Below are 14,144 nucleotides of genomic sequence, written 5' to 3'. Positions count from 1 at the left end.
GACGGGCGGGAGGATGAGGGGCAGAGGGCGAGGGGCAGGACGACGACGAGGCCAGCCGCACCGCACACACCGGCCCGCAACCGCACCCATCGTACACCCCACCGCACAGGGGAGTGGGGAAATCGCGCCGGTTAATATTTGAGAAACCCCAAATATTAACCACTCGAAAAGCTTTAAGGCGGCCCGATATTTCTTGGCCGAAGTCGCTCATGCTTAACGCCGTGTCAACCAAATCACGCCTAGCTTGTCGTCATGACGCGCGGCGTATCCTGGTTTATCGTAGCCCCGCTCGTCCTTCTGGGGCTCTCCGCTTGCAAGTTCTCGCCGTTCGAACGGCGGGAACCCTGGCGCTCGGAAGCTGAAGAACGGTGTCTGGCGGAAGGCTCAGTAAAGCCTTCCGCTACCATCGTTCCGATGCGCGCCATCGATGGCGCCGGTACCTGCGGGATGGATCATCCCTTCAAGATCAGTGGCTTGAACCAGGGTACGGTCGAGGTGGCACCAAAGGCGACGCTGGCCTGCCCGATGACGTCCTCGCTCGACCGCTGGGTCGCCGAGGACATCCAGCCGGCCGCCTTCGCCTGGTTCGGCCAGCCCGTCGTCAAGATCAAGCAGATGTCGTCCTACTCCTGCCGCAACATGAACGGCGCGGCGACCGGCAAGGTTTCCGAGCACGCTTTCGGTAATGGCTTCGACGTCGGCGGCTTTGTACTTGCAGACGGAAGGGAAGTGCTGGTCAAAACCGGCTGGAAAGGCCGCTCCGACGAGCGCGGCTTCCTCCGCACCGTACAAGCCACCGCCTGCCAGCGCTTCACCACCGTACTCGCGCCCGGCTCCAACGTTTATCACTACGACCACATACATGTGGACCTGATGCGGCGCACCTCCGGTCGCTGGGCCTGCAACCCGGCCCCGATCATGCCGACGCCGCCGAACCTGCCGGTGTACAAGGCGCCGCCGATGGTGGCTGCGCCGCCGCCGGCCACTCCGGCCTATTATCCGCCGCCGGCGGGAGCGGTTCAGGAGCCGGTGGAAGAGCTGGATGGAGCGCCCGGCGAGCCGATGGTGCTGTCGCCGCAACCCCTTCCGCCGCAACAGTCGTCGCCCTATCCGGCGGCCGCCGCACCGCAGCCTCTGACGCCGTCGGCGGGCTATCCCGCCCCCTCCCAGCCCTATAGCTCCCCTGCTGAGGCCTACCCCGCGCAGGCGCAACCCACCCCGCGCTATCCGGCACAGAACTATCCCGCGTCGGCACCCTCGCGGCCGCCAAGCGGCGTGCCATTGCCGCCGGCGGGCATTCCGATGGTGATGCGTTGGTTCGGCATCGATCCAACGCCGACCGGTTCGACGGCAAAGCAGGCCTATGCGCCGGAGCGGCAATTCGCGACGCCGATTCCGCCGCCACCCGCCGTCTCCGGCGAGGACTGAGCCAAGTCGATTTCCCGCCGAGGCGTGGACCTGCGGTCAGCCCGGCGTCGCGGCGATGACATAGTCGTGCCCGTGGGATAGTCCACCGAGGCGCGCAAGAAGCTCATACGCGCGAGCGCGCAGCCTATCGATCCGGCCGGCCAATGCCCCGGCCATGGCCGGATCGCCGATCCACCCGGTCAGTTGCCGGCTATCCTCCAGCTGACGCTCCACCCATTGCCGATCGTAGAAGTTGGGGAAGCGGCGGGCAAAGCTGATCCGCAACCCCGCCTGTTCCAGCCGCTGCATGACCCATTCCGCCGGATACTCCCGATAGGGCGTCACGCCGGCGAGCAGGGCACATGCATCCCGTAATCGGCCAATGGCCTGCACCAGCGCGCCGGTCTCGTCGTTGGCCGGTCCGATGACATAAGGGTCGACGCCGACGACATAGAGCCGTCCACGCACCAAGGGCCGCAGTCGTGCGAACAGGTCGTTCTGGAAATAGGGCGCATAACTCTCGACCGCCCCAAGAAGATACTCTGCCAGAACGGTGTCGTGGCTTTCGCCGGTGAGCAGTGCCGGATCCTGCCAATTGCCGAGGACGAGCCGATCCTGCGGTCGTCGTTCGGCCGCGCTGGCTTCTTCCGCGAGGCGTAGGTGATCCGGGTCGGCGCTCACCGCGGTCCACCGGGACGAGGGCAAGCCGCTGATCCAGCGGGCAGACCGTACGCCGGTTCCGGCGTCCAGCACCGAGCCCCAGGGCAGGTCGCCCTGAACGTGCTCGATGATGCCGAACATGTCGAGCTTACGAGGCGCCTCGGTTCCGCTCATCTCTCGCCTGATGGTTTGGAGCTCATGGATGCATGTCGGCACGCGCAGCCCATTCGCTGCCCGTGATGGCAGATCCTTGCAGCAATCAGTCCAGCAACGTGTCGAGGCCGCGTTTTACCCCCACCCAGCCGGCGACTTTGCGGGCGGCGAGCAGGGTGCCGGCGACGTAGGGGGCGGCCGAGGAGCCGGCGTCATGGCGGATGGTGAGCCGCTCGTCGGGGGCGCCGAACACACTTTCCACCCCCAGCACGAAAGAGGGCAGGCGCAGCGCATGCACCTGCACGCGGGTAGCACCCTCGCCGAAGCTGCCGCCGCGAGTGGCCGGCACGCCGCTGACTTCCTCGATCGGCCTGCTGGTGGCCGGACGACGCATGCCGGCCAGCGTCTCGGCGAGTTCGCGGGCCGTGCCGGAAGGCGCGTCGGGCTTGCCGGCGGAGGCGTAATCGATGATCTCGACATCGGCGACATATTTCGCCGCTTCCAGCGTGAAACGCTTCAACAGCGTGGCGGTGATGGAGAAATTGCCGGCCGCCAGTACGCCGACGCCCTTGGCGCGCGCCAGTGTATCGAGTTCGGCATAATCGTCGGCTCCGAGGCCGGAGGTGCCGATCACCACATGCCGTCCGGCGGCGATGGCGGCGGCAGCATTGGCCTTCACCACATTCGGCTTGGTGTAGTCGATCAGCACGTCGGAGGGGAGGGCGAGCGCCTCCTTGATGGAGGCGAAGACCGGCGCGCCGTCGATGGCCGTGCCGGCCGCCGTACGGGAGATGCCGGCGACGAGTTCTAAGTCGGTCGTGGCGGCGATGGCTGGCGCAAGGGCGCGGCCGACCCAGCCGGTGGCGCCGGCCAGCACGATTCTCATAGGCATGCACGGAACTCCGAAACGCGAGGTTCCCTGCCAAATACACCCCACGCCGCATTGGGGAAAGCGCCAGCCGGCCTATAAGCCGGGTTCTGTAAGGCGGGATCGCTCCCGCGTGGCGGCCATTCCTCTGGGACGCCGATTGCTCGACGCCTCTAGCAGTCAACCCGGGCAGCGGTCCGAAGACGGACTTGAAGCCGGCGAACCAGCCTCGTGCCACCCCTATACGACTTTGCTCCCGGTGGGGTTTGCCGTGCCGCTTCCGTTGCCGGCCGCGCGGTGGGCTCTTACCCCACCGTTTCACCCTTGCCGCGGGCGCACCCGTGGCGGTTTGTTTTCTGTGGCACTTTCCCTGGGGTCGCCCCCGCCGGACGTTATCCGGCACCGTGTCTCCGTGGAGCCCGGACTTTCCTCGGCGCCCTTGCGGACGACGCGGCCGCCCGGCCGGCTGGCGGGGGAGCAATGAGGGAGACGCGCGCGCGCGTCAAGCCGTGACGCGGAACCTTCAACCGCTTGCGCGGCGCGCGCAGTCCTCAGTTCGAGGCCATGATGGTCCGGGCCTTACTGCAATAGCTGCGGGCGATGTTGGACATGCGGGTGGCGCCATGGCCGCCCTGGTAGCGCATCACGGTTCCGCAGGTGTCGCCGGCGGCGAGCTGATAGGCACCGGCGAGGTAGCGCATGCCCCATTTGATGTTGGTCGCGGGATCGTAGAGCGCCTTGCGACTGCCCTGATAGCCGAGACCGCGCGCGGTAGGGTGTTTGATCTGCATGAGGCCGATTTCGCCGGCGCTGCCGGTGACACCGGGGTCCCAGTTGCTCTCGATACGCACTACGGCACGGGCAAGAGCGATTGGAACCCCGTTCGCACGGGCTTCACGGTCAACGAGAGCAACGATGGATGTTTTGGAACCAGAATCCTCTTCGAAGCTTTTGCTTTCAGTGATCTGGCGGGCGCTGGCGATGTTGGCGCCGGAGGTGACAGTCAAGAGAGTGAGAAACGCAGTACGCAACACGAGAGTATGACAAGCCATTCGCGGTATCAGTCTTTCCAGGTCGATGAAGGTGACCGGGAAATGCAATGGAAAATCTGTTTCCAATGAGGCTTCAATTGTCCGCGAATTAGGAAATACGTAGGCGTGCGGACTTGACGCACGTGTGCCTGTGGCCAATAGGCAACGAACTGGCAAGATTGTTTCGCCCTTGCCTGTCCTGGCGTAGGATCATGTCGTTGGCGGTGTCATGGCACGGTAGACGAATGTACGGGTGGCCCTTGCGGAACCCGCCTACCGGGAGGTGCAAAGAGCATATAATGTGGCGAGAGTGGAGACGTCCGCCACACCATCGACACGCTGCCGCCGGAAATGGCGCTGGAAGGCGCGCACTACCGCCTCGGTGGTTTCGCAAAACGTGCCGGTAATCGGCACTTTGTAGCCGTAGAAGCCGAGCATCGCCTGCATCGCCTCGATCGGCTGGCCGGATTCACCGCGCATGAAATATCGGCCGTCGGTGATCGGCTCCTCGTCGGCGAGGTGGCCGATGCCGGCGCGATGCAAAATTTCCCAAGGGAATTTTTCGCCCGGATCCTGCTTGCGCAGCGGCGCGACGTCGGAATGCGCCAGCACCCGGTCGGGACCGATGGCGAGGCGGGTGACGATGTCCTTGGCCAGCGCCGTCACCGCCTCGATCTGGCGGGCCGGGAAAGGCGGATAGCCGAAATCGTGGCCGGGATTGACGATCTCGATGCCGATCGACAGCGAGTTGATGTCCGTCGCTCCGGCCCATGACGAGGTGCCGGCGTGCCAGGCGCGGCGCGCTTCCGGCACCAGTTGCACGATGCGTCCATCTTCATGCACCACATAGTGGCTCGAGACGGCTTTCTCCGGCGAGCGCAGCCACGCTACCGCCTCCTCGGCGCTCGGCATGCCGGTGTAATGAAGGATCAGCATGTCCGGCACGAGGATGCCGACCCGCTCGCCGTGATTGGGCGAAGCCAGCACCTCGGCGGCGAGCGGCGAGTCGGCGGGAAAGGTCGGGGCAGCGTCCATGGCAGCGAGCTAACCGTCTCCTGCGATCGGTTCAACCGATTCTTAAGGTTCAGAGAGCGTTAATCGCGGATCGAAACCGGGGGATTCGGCGCGTCGCGTCGCAGCCCCGACCAGCGTCCGCCGATGTTCCATAGTGTTGCATGTCTGAACCCGCCCGCCTTCTGCTTCGCTCCGATGATCCGGTGCGGGCGGTCGCGTCGCGTCACGTCGCGCAGAGGCATCGGTGCGGATGACAGATTGAGGGCCGGAGACGCATGATGGCGTCCTCTCTGCCTCCCGATCCGCCCGTCGGCGACCCGGACCGCCATGTGCCGGTGTTGCTCGCCGAGGTGCTGGCGCATCTCGCGCCGAAAGCCGGTGGCGTCTATGTCGATGGCACTTTTGGTGCCGGCGGCTATACGCGTGCCATTCTCGGCGCCGCCGACTGCCGGGTGATCGCTATTGACCGCGATCCGACCGCGGTGGCGGCGAGCGCGCCGCTGGTGCTGGCCCATCCCGGCCGGCTGGCGGTGACACAGGACCGTTTCGGCAATCTGGACCAAGTGGCGGCGATGCTCGACGCGCCGCAGGTGGATGGCGTGGTGCTCGATATCGGCGTCTCCTCCATGCAGCTCGACGAGGGGGAGCGTGGCTTCTCCTTCCGCCGCGACGGCCCGCTCGACATGCGCATGTCGGGGGAGGGGCTATCGGCGGCGGACTATGTCGCCCGCCTTCCGGAAGCCGAACTCGCCAATCTGATCTACCGTTTCGGCGAGGAGCGGCAGTCGCGCGGCATCGCCAAGGCCATCGTCAAGGCGCGCGAGGAGGCACCGATCACCCGCACGCTGCAGCTCGCCGACATCATCGCCAAGGTGGTGTGGTCGAAGCCGCACGAGCCGCATCCGGCGACCCGTAGCTTCCAGGCACTGCGCATCGCGGTGAATGATGAGCTCGGCGAGCTCGCGCGGGCACTGGCCGCGGCTGAACGGGCGCTCAAGCCCGGCGGACGGCTGGTGGTGGTCACCTTCCATTCGCTGGAAGACCGCATCGTGAAGAACTTTCTCAACGCGCGGGCCAAGCCGGCGGCCGGGTCGCGTCACCTGCCGGCGGTAACAAGCGCGCCGCCGAGCTTCCGCCTCGTCGCCAAGGGGGCGGTGGAGCCGGGCGATGCCGAGACCCGCGCCAATCCCCGCGCCCGCTCGGCCAAGCTCCGGGCCGGCGAGCGCACCGACGCCCCGGCGCGCGAGGCGAGCGACCTCGATGCCCTGCTGCCGCCGCTTCCCGATTTCGATGCGCGCAACCGCCATCACTGAGGACCGAGAAATATGTTCCGCATCCTCAATCTCGTCTCGGTGATCGCGCTGCTGGCCGCAGCGGGCGCGGTCTATCACGTCAAATATTCCTCGGCCTTCGAGGCGCAGAAGATCGTCAAGCTGCGCGACGAGATCCGCTGGGAGCGCGACCGCATCGCCACGCTGAATGCCGAGTGGGCCCGGCGGACGGCGCCCGACCGCATCCAGGCGCTGGCCGAGCACCATCTCGACATGCAGCCGCTCGACGTCACCCGAATGGACGTGCTCGCCAGCCTGCCCGCCAAGCCGGACCAGAGCGGCGATGCGCTCGGCGGGATGATCGAGGCGCTGGTCGACAGCCCGACCGGTGCCGCAATTCCGACGAGCCAGGCCAAGCCGTCGGCGCCGAAGCCGATGGTGCGCGCGCCGGCGGCGCCGGTGGCCGCCGCCCGTTCGAACGCGCCGCTACCGCTTTCCGCGGTTCCCGCCGCCGGCGTGATGGCGCCGACCCATGCGCCGATGCTCGGCTCGCCGCTTCCCCCACCGTCCGCCCGTCCAATGGCGACGGCGCCGATGATGTCGCCCATGCCGCTGCTGCCGCCGGCAGCGGTCGGCCAGTAACTATTGGAGGTCGTCCTGGTGATCGCGTCCGGCCTTTCCAAGCTCCGTCTTTCGAAACTCCGCCTGCCCGGAATTCGGCTTCCGCGGCTTCATCTTGCCGGCATTCCGATGTGGTGCCTTCGCCTGCCCGGCCGGGCGCTGCGCGCCCTGATCGGGGTGATCCGCAGCGCGGCGCGACGCGGACGACCGGAAGCGCACGCGGTGGCCCGCGCCCGCCTCATCCTGTGCATGCTGGTCTTCGGCATGGTTTACCTCGCTATTGGCGGGCGGCTCGCCATGTTCGCCTCCTCGCCCGACGGCGCGCTCAGCCGGCGCGGAATGTCGTCGGATGCGGTGGCATCCGCCCGCCCTGACATCCTCGATCGCAACGGGCTTATCCTCGCCACCGACGTGCGCTCCGCCTCTCTTTTCGGCGAACCCAAGCGCCTGATCGACGTTGACGAGGCGGTGGAGGCGCTCTCCGCCGTGCTGCCGGACCTCAACACCGAGGAGATGCGCCAGCGCCTCGACAGCAAGCGCGGCTTCGTCTGGCTGAAGCGCGACATCACCCCGACGCAGCAGCGCGAAATCTACAATCTCGGCCTGCCGGGCATCGGCTTCATGACCGAGAACCGGCGCATCTATCCCGGCGGCAATCTCGCCGCCCATGCGCTCGGCTCGGTCAATATCGACAACCAGGGCATTGCCGGCCTGGAGAAGTGGATCGACAGCCGCGGCCTGTCCGAACTGCACCTCGCCGGCTTCGCCACCGACCGTCAGCAGGAGCCGGTGGAACTCTCCATCGACCTGCGCGTCCAGCACGTGCTGCGCGACGAACTGAATTTCGCCTTCCAGAAATTCAAGGCCAAGGCGGCGGCCGGTGTCATAACCGATGTGCGCACCGGCGAGATCATCGCCATGGCCTCGCTGCCGGATTTCGACGCCAACGACCCGTCCAAGGCGCTCGATCCCAAGGCGCTGAACCGCCTGTCCACCGGCGTGTTCGAGATGGGGTCGACCTTCAAGGCGCTCACCTTCGCCATGGCGCTCGACAGCGGCAAGTTCAACCTCAACTCGATGCTGGATGCCCGCTCGGCGTTGCAGTTCGGCCGCTTCCGCATCAATGACTACCATGCCGAGAGGCGCGTGCTGACGCTGCCCGAGGTGTTCCTCGTCTCGTCGAACATCGGTACGGCGCGCATGGCGCTGACGCTCGGGGTCGATGCGCACAAGGCATTCCTGAAGAAGATGGGGCAGCTCGATCGGCTGCGGACCGAGCTGCCCGAGAGCGCCATGCCCCTCGTGCCCAAGCGCTGGGGCGAGCTCAACACCGCGACCATCGCCTTCGGCCACGGCCTCGCCGTCGCCCCGATCCAGGTGCTGATGGCCGAGAACGCGCTGGTGAATGGCGGCTGGCTCATCCCGCCGACCTTTCTCAAGCGCACGCCGGAAGAGGCGGCGGAGATCGCCACCCGGGTGATCAAGCCCGAGACCAGCATCAAAATGCGCTATCTGATGCGCCTCAATGCCGAGAAGGGTTCGGCGAAGAAGGCGGACAGCCCGGGCTACTATGTCGGCGGCAAGACCGGCACGGCCGAGAAGGTCATCAACGGTCGCTACTCCAAAACCAAGCTGCTGACCTCGTTCATCTCCGCCTTCCCGATGGACGACCCGCAATATCTGATGCTGGTGATGCTCGACGAGCCGCAGGCGGTGGAAGGCACCTATGGTTACGCCACCGCCGGCTGGAACACCGCACCGACAACCGCGCGCATCATCCAGCGGGTGGCTCCGCTGCTCGGCATCATGCCGCGCAAGGAGATGCCGCCGGTCGAGAGCATCCTGTCCGCCAACAAGGTGGCGCAGGTGCAATGATGCGGATGCGCCGATTTCCCCTGCGCGAGGCGCCCGGAATCGGCTATGGCGCAGGGCGTAGGCTTATCCGGCCGGTCGCGCAGCGACGCGGGCCGGTCTTTCCACGCGCTCCACGCGGTCGTTCGGGACGGTGAGCATGACGGACTATTCCCACTCCTCTTCTCATCCGGCCGGGATCCGCACCCTGGGCGCGCTGATCGGCGAGGATGCCGACTATGAAGCCGCCGATCCGATGCTGGAGGTGGCCGAGCCGGTGCTGGATAGCCGCAAGGCACGGTGCGGCGACGTGTTTTTCGCGCTCGCCGGCGCCAAAGCGGATGGCCTAGCCTTCGCACGCGAGGCAATTGCCCGCGGAGCGGGCGCGGTGGTCGGCGAGGCGGAACGGCCGGCCGACCTGCCGTCCGATGTCTCCTATGTGCGGGTCGGCAATGCCCGCCGGGCGGTGGCGCTGGCCGCCGCCAATGCCTTTCCGCGTCAGCCCGAGACCATCGCCGCGGTGACGGGCACGTCGGGCAAGACCTCGGTCGCCGCCTTCACCCGCCAGATCTGGCAGCGCCTCGGCCATGCCAGCGCCAGCCTCGGCACGCTCGGCGTGGTCGCGCCGTCCGGTGCGGTGTACGGTGCGCTCACCACGCCGGATCCGATCGCCCTGCACCGCACGCTGGATCACCTCGCCGGCGAGGGGGTGACGCATCTGTGCCTGGAGGCCTCCTCGCACGGCCTCGACCAGCATCGGCTGGACGGCGTGCGGCTGTCGGCGGGCGGTTTCACCAATCTGTCGCGCGACCACCTCGATTATCACCCGACCATGGAGGCCTATCTCGAGGCCAAGCTGCGCCTGTTCCGCCATCTGGTCCCGCGCGGCGGCGGCGCGGCGGTGTGGGTCGACAGCACCGAGGGCAGCCATGTCGCCCAGCTCGCGGCCGATAGCGGGCTCGACGTGATCGGCATCGGCACGGCCGGCGCCGGCATCGCTTTGCTGTCCCGCCGCGACGATGGGCTCGGGCAGGAGATCGAGGTGGAAGCGGACGGCGTGCGGCATGTGCTGCGGCTGCCGCTGGTCGGCGCCTTCCAGGTGGCGAATGCGCTGGTCGCTGCCGGTCTCGCCGCCGCCACCGGCACGCCCATGGGCGACGCGCTTGCGCCGCTGGAGCGGCTGGAAGGCGTGCCGGGGCGGCTGGAGCTGGTCGGCACCAAGGGAAGCGCCGGTGTTTTCGTCGATTACGCCCACAAGCCGGACGCGCTGGCCAACGCACTCGATGCCTTGCGGCCCTACGCGACCGGCCGCCTGATTGCCGTGTTCGGCTGCGGCGGCGATCGTGACAAGGGCAAGCGCCCGCTGATGGGCGCCATCGCGGCGGAGAAGGCGGACGTGGTCATCGTCACCGATGACAATCCGCGCAGCGAGGATCCGGCCACCATTCGTGCCGCCATCCTCGCGGCGGCGCCGGGGGCGCGCGAAATCGGCGACCGCGCCGAGGCGATCGCGGTGGCGATCGGCATGGCGGAAGCGGGGGATGTGGTGCTGATCGCCGGCAAGGGTCACGAAACCGGCCAAATCGTGGGCGACCGGACCTTGCCGTTCTCCGACCACGAGGTCGCTGTGGCGGCACTCGGCAGTTTTGGAGGCTAGGCCATGGACGGGCAGGATGTTCCGGCAGCAAGCGCGTCGCCGACCGCGCCCTTGTGGACGGCGGGTGAGCTCGCGCAGGCCACTGGCGGCCGGCTTCAGGGCGTCGCCGAGGCGGACGTCACCGGTGCCTCCATCGATTCGCGCACCTTGCAGCCTGGCGACGCCTTCTTCGCCATCGCCGGCGAGCGCGACGGGCACGAATTCGCTGCTGCCGCCGCCGGGCGAGGGGCGGCGCTTTGCGTCGTCGCCGAGCCGAAGGTGGCGGATCTGCCGCCGGGCCTGAAGCTGCTGGTCGTCGACGACGTGCTTAAGGCGCTCGAGCAGGCCGGCCGGGCGGCGCGGGCACGTTCGCGCGCCCGCATCGTCGCGGTAACCGGATCGGTGGGCAAGACCACCACCAAAGAGGCGCTCAGGCTGGCGCTGGGCGCCGATGGGCCGACCCATGCCTCGGCCGCCTCCTACAACAACCATTGGGGCGTGCCGCTCTCGCTTGCCCGGCTGCCGGCGGGGGCCGCCTATGGCGTGTTCGAGCTTGGCATGAACCATCCGAACGAGATCACGCCGCTGACCGCCATGGTGCGTCCGCATGTGGCGGTGATCACCACCATCGAGCCCGTGCACATCGCCCAGTTTCCCAATGTCGAGGCCATCGCCGACGCCAAGGCGGAGATATTCTCCGGCGTCGAGCCGGGCGGGGCGGCGGTGATCAATCGCGACAATCCGCATTTCGAGCGCTTGGCCGCGGCGGCGCGCGCCGCCGGCATCGAGACCATTATCGGCTTCGGCGAGGCGCCGGAGGCCGAGGCGCGCCTCACCTGCGTTGCCCTCCAGCCGCAGGGCTCCACCGCCCTTGCCGACATCATGGGCGAGACCGTCAGCTTCAAGATCGGCCTGCCCGGCCGCCATATCGTGCAGAATGCGCTGGCCGTGCTCGCGAGTGCCAAGCTTGCCGGCGCCGATCTGGCGCTTGCCGCGCTGGCGCTCGCCTCGCTCGGTCCGCCGCCCGGGCGCGGCGTGCGGACGGCGCTCGCGGTCAAGGGCGGCACCGCGCTGATGATCGACGAGAGCTACAACGCCAACCCCGCCTCGATGCGCGCGGCGCTCGCGGTGCTGGCCGGCACGCCGGTGGAGGGACGCGGCCGCCGCCTCGCCGCGCTCGGCGACATGCTGGAGCTCGGTGCGACCGGCGAAGAACTCCATCGCGGCCTCGCGCCGGAGGCCGGCAGGGCCGACCTCGTCTTCTGCGCCGGGCCGCTGATGCGCGCGCTCTACGAGGCGCTGCCGGAAGGCCGGCGCGGTGCCTGGACCCCCGATGCCGCGGCGCTGCTGCCGCTGCTCGCCGAGCGCCTGCGCGGCGGCGACGTGCTCATGGTGAAGGGATCGAATGGCAGCCGCATGGGGCCGCTGGTCCGTGCGCTTGCCGAGCGCTTTCACATTCAAGTCGACGCCTCGGCGGAAGGTTGATCCGATGCTTCAATGGCTGGCCCAGTTCCAGGAGAGCGTCCCGGCGCTCAACGTGTTCCGCTACATCACCTTCCGCACCGGCGGCGCGATCATCACCGCCCTGCTCTTCGTCTTCATGTTCGGGCCGGCGATCATCGCGCTGCTGCGGCTGAAGCAGGGCAAGGGCCAGCCGATCCGCACCGACGGTCCGCAGTCGCATCTTCTGACCAAGAAGGGCACGCCGACCATGGGCGGGCTGATGATCTTCTCCGGGCTGATGGTGGCGACGCTGCTGTGGGCCAACCTCGCCAATCCCTATGTGTGGGTGGTGCTGTTCGTCACCATCGGCTTCGGGCTGATCGGCTTCTATGACGACTATCTCAAGGTGACCAAGCAGTCGCATGCGGGCCTGTCGGGCCGGGCGCGGCTTGCCATCGAGTTCCTGATCGGCGGCGTCGCCGCGATCGTCATCATGCATGTCGGCCGCGAGCCGCTGTCGTCGTCGCTGGCGTTCCCCTTCTTCAAGGATTTGCTGATCGACCTCTCCTGGTTCTTCGTGGTGTTCGGCGCCTTCGTCGTCGTCGCCGCCGGCAATGCGGTGAACCTCACCGACGGGCTCGACGGCCTCGCCATCGTGCCGGTGATGGTGGCGGCCGGTAGCTTCGGGCTGATTTCCTACCTCTCCGGCAACGTGCTGTTCGCCGATTATCTGCAGATCCACTACGTCGCCGGCGTCGGCGAACTGGCGGTGATCTGCGGCGCCTTGATCGGGGCCGGCATCGGCTTTTTGTGGTTCAATGCCCCGCCGGCTCAGATCTTCATGGGCGACACCGGCTCGCTGGCGCTGGGCGGCCTGCTCGGCACCATCGCGGTGGCCACCAAGCACGAGATCGTGCTGGCGGTGATCGGCGGCCTGTTCGTGCTGGAGGCGGTGTCGGTGATCGTGCAGGTGATCTCGTTCAAGCTCACCGGCAAGCGCGTGTTCAAGATGGCGCCGATCCACCATCATTTCGAGCAGCTGGGGTGGACCGAGCCGCAGATCGTCATCCGCTTCTGGATCATCGCGGTGGTGCTGGCGCTGATCGGGCTTTCGACGCTGAAGCTGCGCTGAGGCGCGATACCGGCGGCCCGGCCGGCCGGAGCCGCCGGTGCCCTCGATAGCCCGCGGCCTAGCTCTTCAGTACCTGCTTCACATTGTTGGCGTGCACCTCCTCATAGGGGGCGAAATAGGTGAGGATGCCGTCGGCGACGTCGCCGGCGATGAAGGTGCTGAGATCCTGATCCGCCAGCGCCATGTCGACATGGACCCGCAGCAGCTTCTTCACATAGCGGATCGTCGCCTCGATCAGCTCCGGCCCATAGCCGCCGGCGGCGATCACATCGGGGGCGCCGTGATTGGGCAGGATGCGCGGATAGCCCCATTCCCGGATCCGCTTGAGTTCCTCGACATGCACGACGAGCCGCTGCGGCTCCGCCACATAGGTGATCGGCTCCTCCAGCGTGTCGCCGGCCAGCATCAGGCCGAGATCGGGCAGCAGCAGGATCAACCCATCATGGCTGTGGATCTCCGCCGGCTGCAACTCCACCTTCAGGCGCCCGACCGCAAGCTCGGTCGGGCCGGAGATGATCCGGTTCGGCATGATCAGCGGCCGGATCGCCGGCTCGCCGGTCTCCAGCGCCGCGCGATGGTCGGCGAGGGCCTTCTCGGTCTTGTCGAGGGCGATGATCTCGCAATCCGCGAACACCTCGTTCCCGGCGACATGGTCGTCATGCCAGTGGCTGAGCACCACGCGGATCGAGGTGACGCCGGCCTCCTCCAGCGTCCGGCGCATCATCCGCGCATGGGTGAGCGAGATGTGGGTGTCGTAGAGAATGGCCTCGGTCCCGTCGACTACCGCATAGACGCAGACGCCGAGCGCATAGGCGCCGTCGTCGAGCCAGTTGGGCGCCGCCGAATGCGCCCGCGCGCCTTCGATCCGTCCGTCATAGAAGGCGAGGACGTTGGGATGCGGGCGCAGCACCCGGAGGGTGGAGCCGAGCGGGAGCAGGGTCGGGCTGGAAGCGGGCATAAGCGGGATTCTCGCGTTGGCGGCGGACGGCGCGATCTTTCCATCCGGCGCGGAAATGCGCTAGCCAGAGATGCCCTGTCCGGGCGCTTGCCGTTCCAA

The 14,144-nt window shown here is 67.6% G+C and carries 12 protein-coding genes and 1 other RNA gene; 7 read left to right on the top strand and 6 right to left on the bottom strand.

Annotation, left to right across the window (positions count from 1 at the left end; translation table 11 throughout):
• The first annotated feature begins 252 nt into the window (after window positions 1-252).
• The gene (locus KHC24_RS09640; protein ID WP_213362986.1) at window positions 253-1,428 is read left to right on the top strand and encodes an extensin-like domain-containing protein; all 1,176 of its coding nucleotides are present in this window, start codon (window positions 253-255) and stop codon (window positions 1,426-1,428) included.
• A 36-nt stretch (window positions 1,429-1,464) separates the two neighbouring features.
• Here the strand turns inward: KHC24_RS09640 and KHC24_RS09635 are convergent, their stop codons facing one another.
• The 5 genes from KHC24_RS09635 to KHC24_RS09615 form a co-directional block, all read right to left on the bottom strand.
• Window positions 1,465-2,208 (bottom strand): class I SAM-dependent methyltransferase, encoded by a 744-nt coding sequence (locus KHC24_RS09635; RefSeq protein ID WP_213362985.1) that lies wholly within the window; start codon window positions 2,206-2,208, stop codon window positions 1,465-1,467.
• 118 nt (window positions 2,209-2,326) lie between these two features.
• On the bottom strand, window positions 2,327-3,112 hold the full coding sequence (gene dapB / locus KHC24_RS09630; RefSeq protein ID WP_213362984.1) for a 4-hydroxy-tetrahydrodipicolinate reductase: 786 nt from the start codon (window positions 3,110-3,112) through the stop codon (window positions 2,327-2,329).
• 59 nt (window positions 3,113-3,171) lie between these two features.
• Window positions 3,172-3,558, bottom strand: an RNA gene (gene rnpB, locus KHC24_RS09625) — RNase P RNA component class A.
• A gap of 81 nt (window positions 3,559-3,639) precedes the next feature.
• Window positions 3,640-4,206: a lytic transglycosylase domain-containing protein gene (locus tag KHC24_RS09620; protein WP_246546466.1), complete on the bottom strand. Its 567-nt coding sequence runs from the start codon at window positions 4,204-4,206 to the stop codon at window positions 3,640-3,642.
• A gap of 186 nt (window positions 4,207-4,392) precedes the next feature.
• Window positions 4,393-5,154: an N-acetylmuramoyl-L-alanine amidase gene (locus KHC24_RS09615; RefSeq protein ID WP_213362983.1), complete on the bottom strand. Its 762-nt coding sequence runs from the start codon at window positions 5,152-5,154 to the stop codon at window positions 4,393-4,395.
• A 254-nt stretch (window positions 5,155-5,408) separates the two neighbouring features.
• Here KHC24_RS09615 and rsmH point away from each other — a divergent pair, with 254 nt between their 5' ends.
• The 6 genes from rsmH to mraY all read left to right on the top strand — a co-directional run bounded on the left by rsmH (window position 5,409) and on the right by mraY (window position 13,087).
• Window positions 5,409-6,446, top strand: coding sequence for a 16S rRNA (cytosine(1402)-N(4))-methyltransferase RsmH (gene rsmH, locus KHC24_RS09610; protein ID WP_246546462.1), 1,038 nt, complete (start codon window positions 5,409-5,411; stop codon window positions 6,444-6,446).
• 12 nt (window positions 6,447-6,458) lie between these two features.
• Window positions 6,459-7,046: a cell division protein FtsL gene (gene ftsL, locus KHC24_RS09605; RefSeq protein ID WP_213362982.1), complete on the top strand. Its 588-nt coding sequence runs from the start codon at window positions 6,459-6,461 to the stop codon at window positions 7,044-7,046.
• Between the two features lie 108 nt (window positions 7,047-7,154).
• Window positions 7,155-8,900 (top strand): peptidoglycan D,D-transpeptidase FtsI family protein, encoded by a 1,746-nt coding sequence (locus KHC24_RS09600; RefSeq protein ID WP_213362981.1) that lies wholly within the window; start codon window positions 7,155-7,157, stop codon window positions 8,898-8,900.
• Window positions 8,901-9,036: 136 nt separating this feature from the next.
• Window positions 9,037-10,533 (top strand): UDP-N-acetylmuramoyl-L-alanyl-D-glutamate--2,6-diaminopimelate ligase, encoded by a 1,497-nt coding sequence (locus KHC24_RS09595; protein WP_271180493.1) that lies wholly within the window; start codon window positions 9,037-9,039, stop codon window positions 10,531-10,533.
• Window positions 10,534-10,536: 3 nt separating this feature from the next.
• Window positions 10,537-11,997 carry a UDP-N-acetylmuramoylalanyl-D-glutamyl-2,6-diaminopimelate--D-alanyl-D-alanine ligase gene (locus KHC24_RS09590; RefSeq protein ID WP_213362980.1) on the top strand — a complete coding sequence of 487 codons (1,461 nt, stop codon included), beginning with the start codon at window positions 10,537-10,539 and terminating at the stop codon, window positions 11,995-11,997.
• A gap of 4 nt (window positions 11,998-12,001) precedes the next feature.
• A complete protein-coding gene (gene mraY / locus KHC24_RS09585; RefSeq protein ID WP_213362979.1) occupies window positions 12,002-13,087 on the top strand; it encodes a phospho-N-acetylmuramoyl-pentapeptide-transferase in 1,086 nt (361 codons plus the stop codon).
• Window positions 13,088-13,145: 58 nt separating this feature from the next.
• On the opposite strand, the gene KHC24_RS09580 is transcribed toward mraY, so the two are convergent.
• A complete protein-coding gene (locus KHC24_RS09580; RefSeq protein WP_213362978.1) occupies window positions 13,146-14,045 on the bottom strand; it encodes an MBL fold metallo-hydrolase in 900 nt (299 codons plus the stop codon).
• Window positions 14,046-14,144 lie beyond the last annotated feature (99 nt).

This window comes from Ancylobacter defluvii (assembly GCF_018390605.1).
Taxonomy (GTDB): domain Bacteria; phylum Pseudomonadota; class Alphaproteobacteria; order Rhizobiales; family Xanthobacteraceae; genus Ancylobacter; species Ancylobacter defluvii.
Note: the sequence above shows the minus strand (reverse complement) of the source record. Positions and strands in the feature narration are given on the sequence as shown.

Bases quoted from the DNA above. Each gene is read 5' to 3' on its own strand.
- KHC24_RS09580 (WP_213362978.1), bottom strand. From the start codon at position 14,045: ATGCCCGCTTCCAGCCCGACCCTGCTCCCGCTCGGCTCCACCCTCCGG.
- ftsL (WP_213362982.1), top strand. From the start codon at position 6,459: ATGTTCCGCATCCTCAATCTCGTCTCGGTGATCGCGCTGCTGGCCGCA.
- dapB (WP_213362984.1), bottom strand. From the start codon at position 3,112: ATGCCTATGAGAATCGTGCTGGCCGGCGCCACCGGCTGGGTCGGCCGC.
- rsmH (WP_246546462.1), top strand. From the start codon at position 5,409: ATGATGGCGTCCTCTCTGCCTCCCGATCCGCCCGTCGGCGACCCGGAC.
- KHC24_RS09615 (WP_213362983.1), bottom strand. From the start codon at position 5,154: ATGGACGCTGCCCCGACCTTTCCCGCCGACTCGCCGCTCGCCGCCGAG.
- KHC24_RS09640 (WP_213362986.1), top strand. From the start codon at position 253: ATGACGCGCGGCGTATCCTGGTTTATCGTAGCCCCGCTCGTCCTTCTG.
- KHC24_RS09635 (WP_213362985.1), bottom strand. From the start codon at position 2,208: ATGTTCGGCATCATCGAGCACGTTCAGGGCGACCTGCCCTGGGGCTCG.
- KHC24_RS09600 (WP_213362981.1), top strand. From the start codon at position 7,155: ATGTGGTGCCTTCGCCTGCCCGGCCGGGCGCTGCGCGCCCTGATCGGG.
- KHC24_RS09595 (WP_271180493.1), top strand. From the start codon at position 9,037: ATGACGGACTATTCCCACTCCTCTTCTCATCCGGCCGGGATCCGCACC.
- KHC24_RS09590 (WP_213362980.1), top strand. From the start codon at position 10,537: ATGGACGGGCAGGATGTTCCGGCAGCAAGCGCGTCGCCGACCGCGCCC.
- mraY (WP_213362979.1), top strand. From the start codon at position 12,002: ATGCTTCAATGGCTGGCCCAGTTCCAGGAGAGCGTCCCGGCGCTCAAC.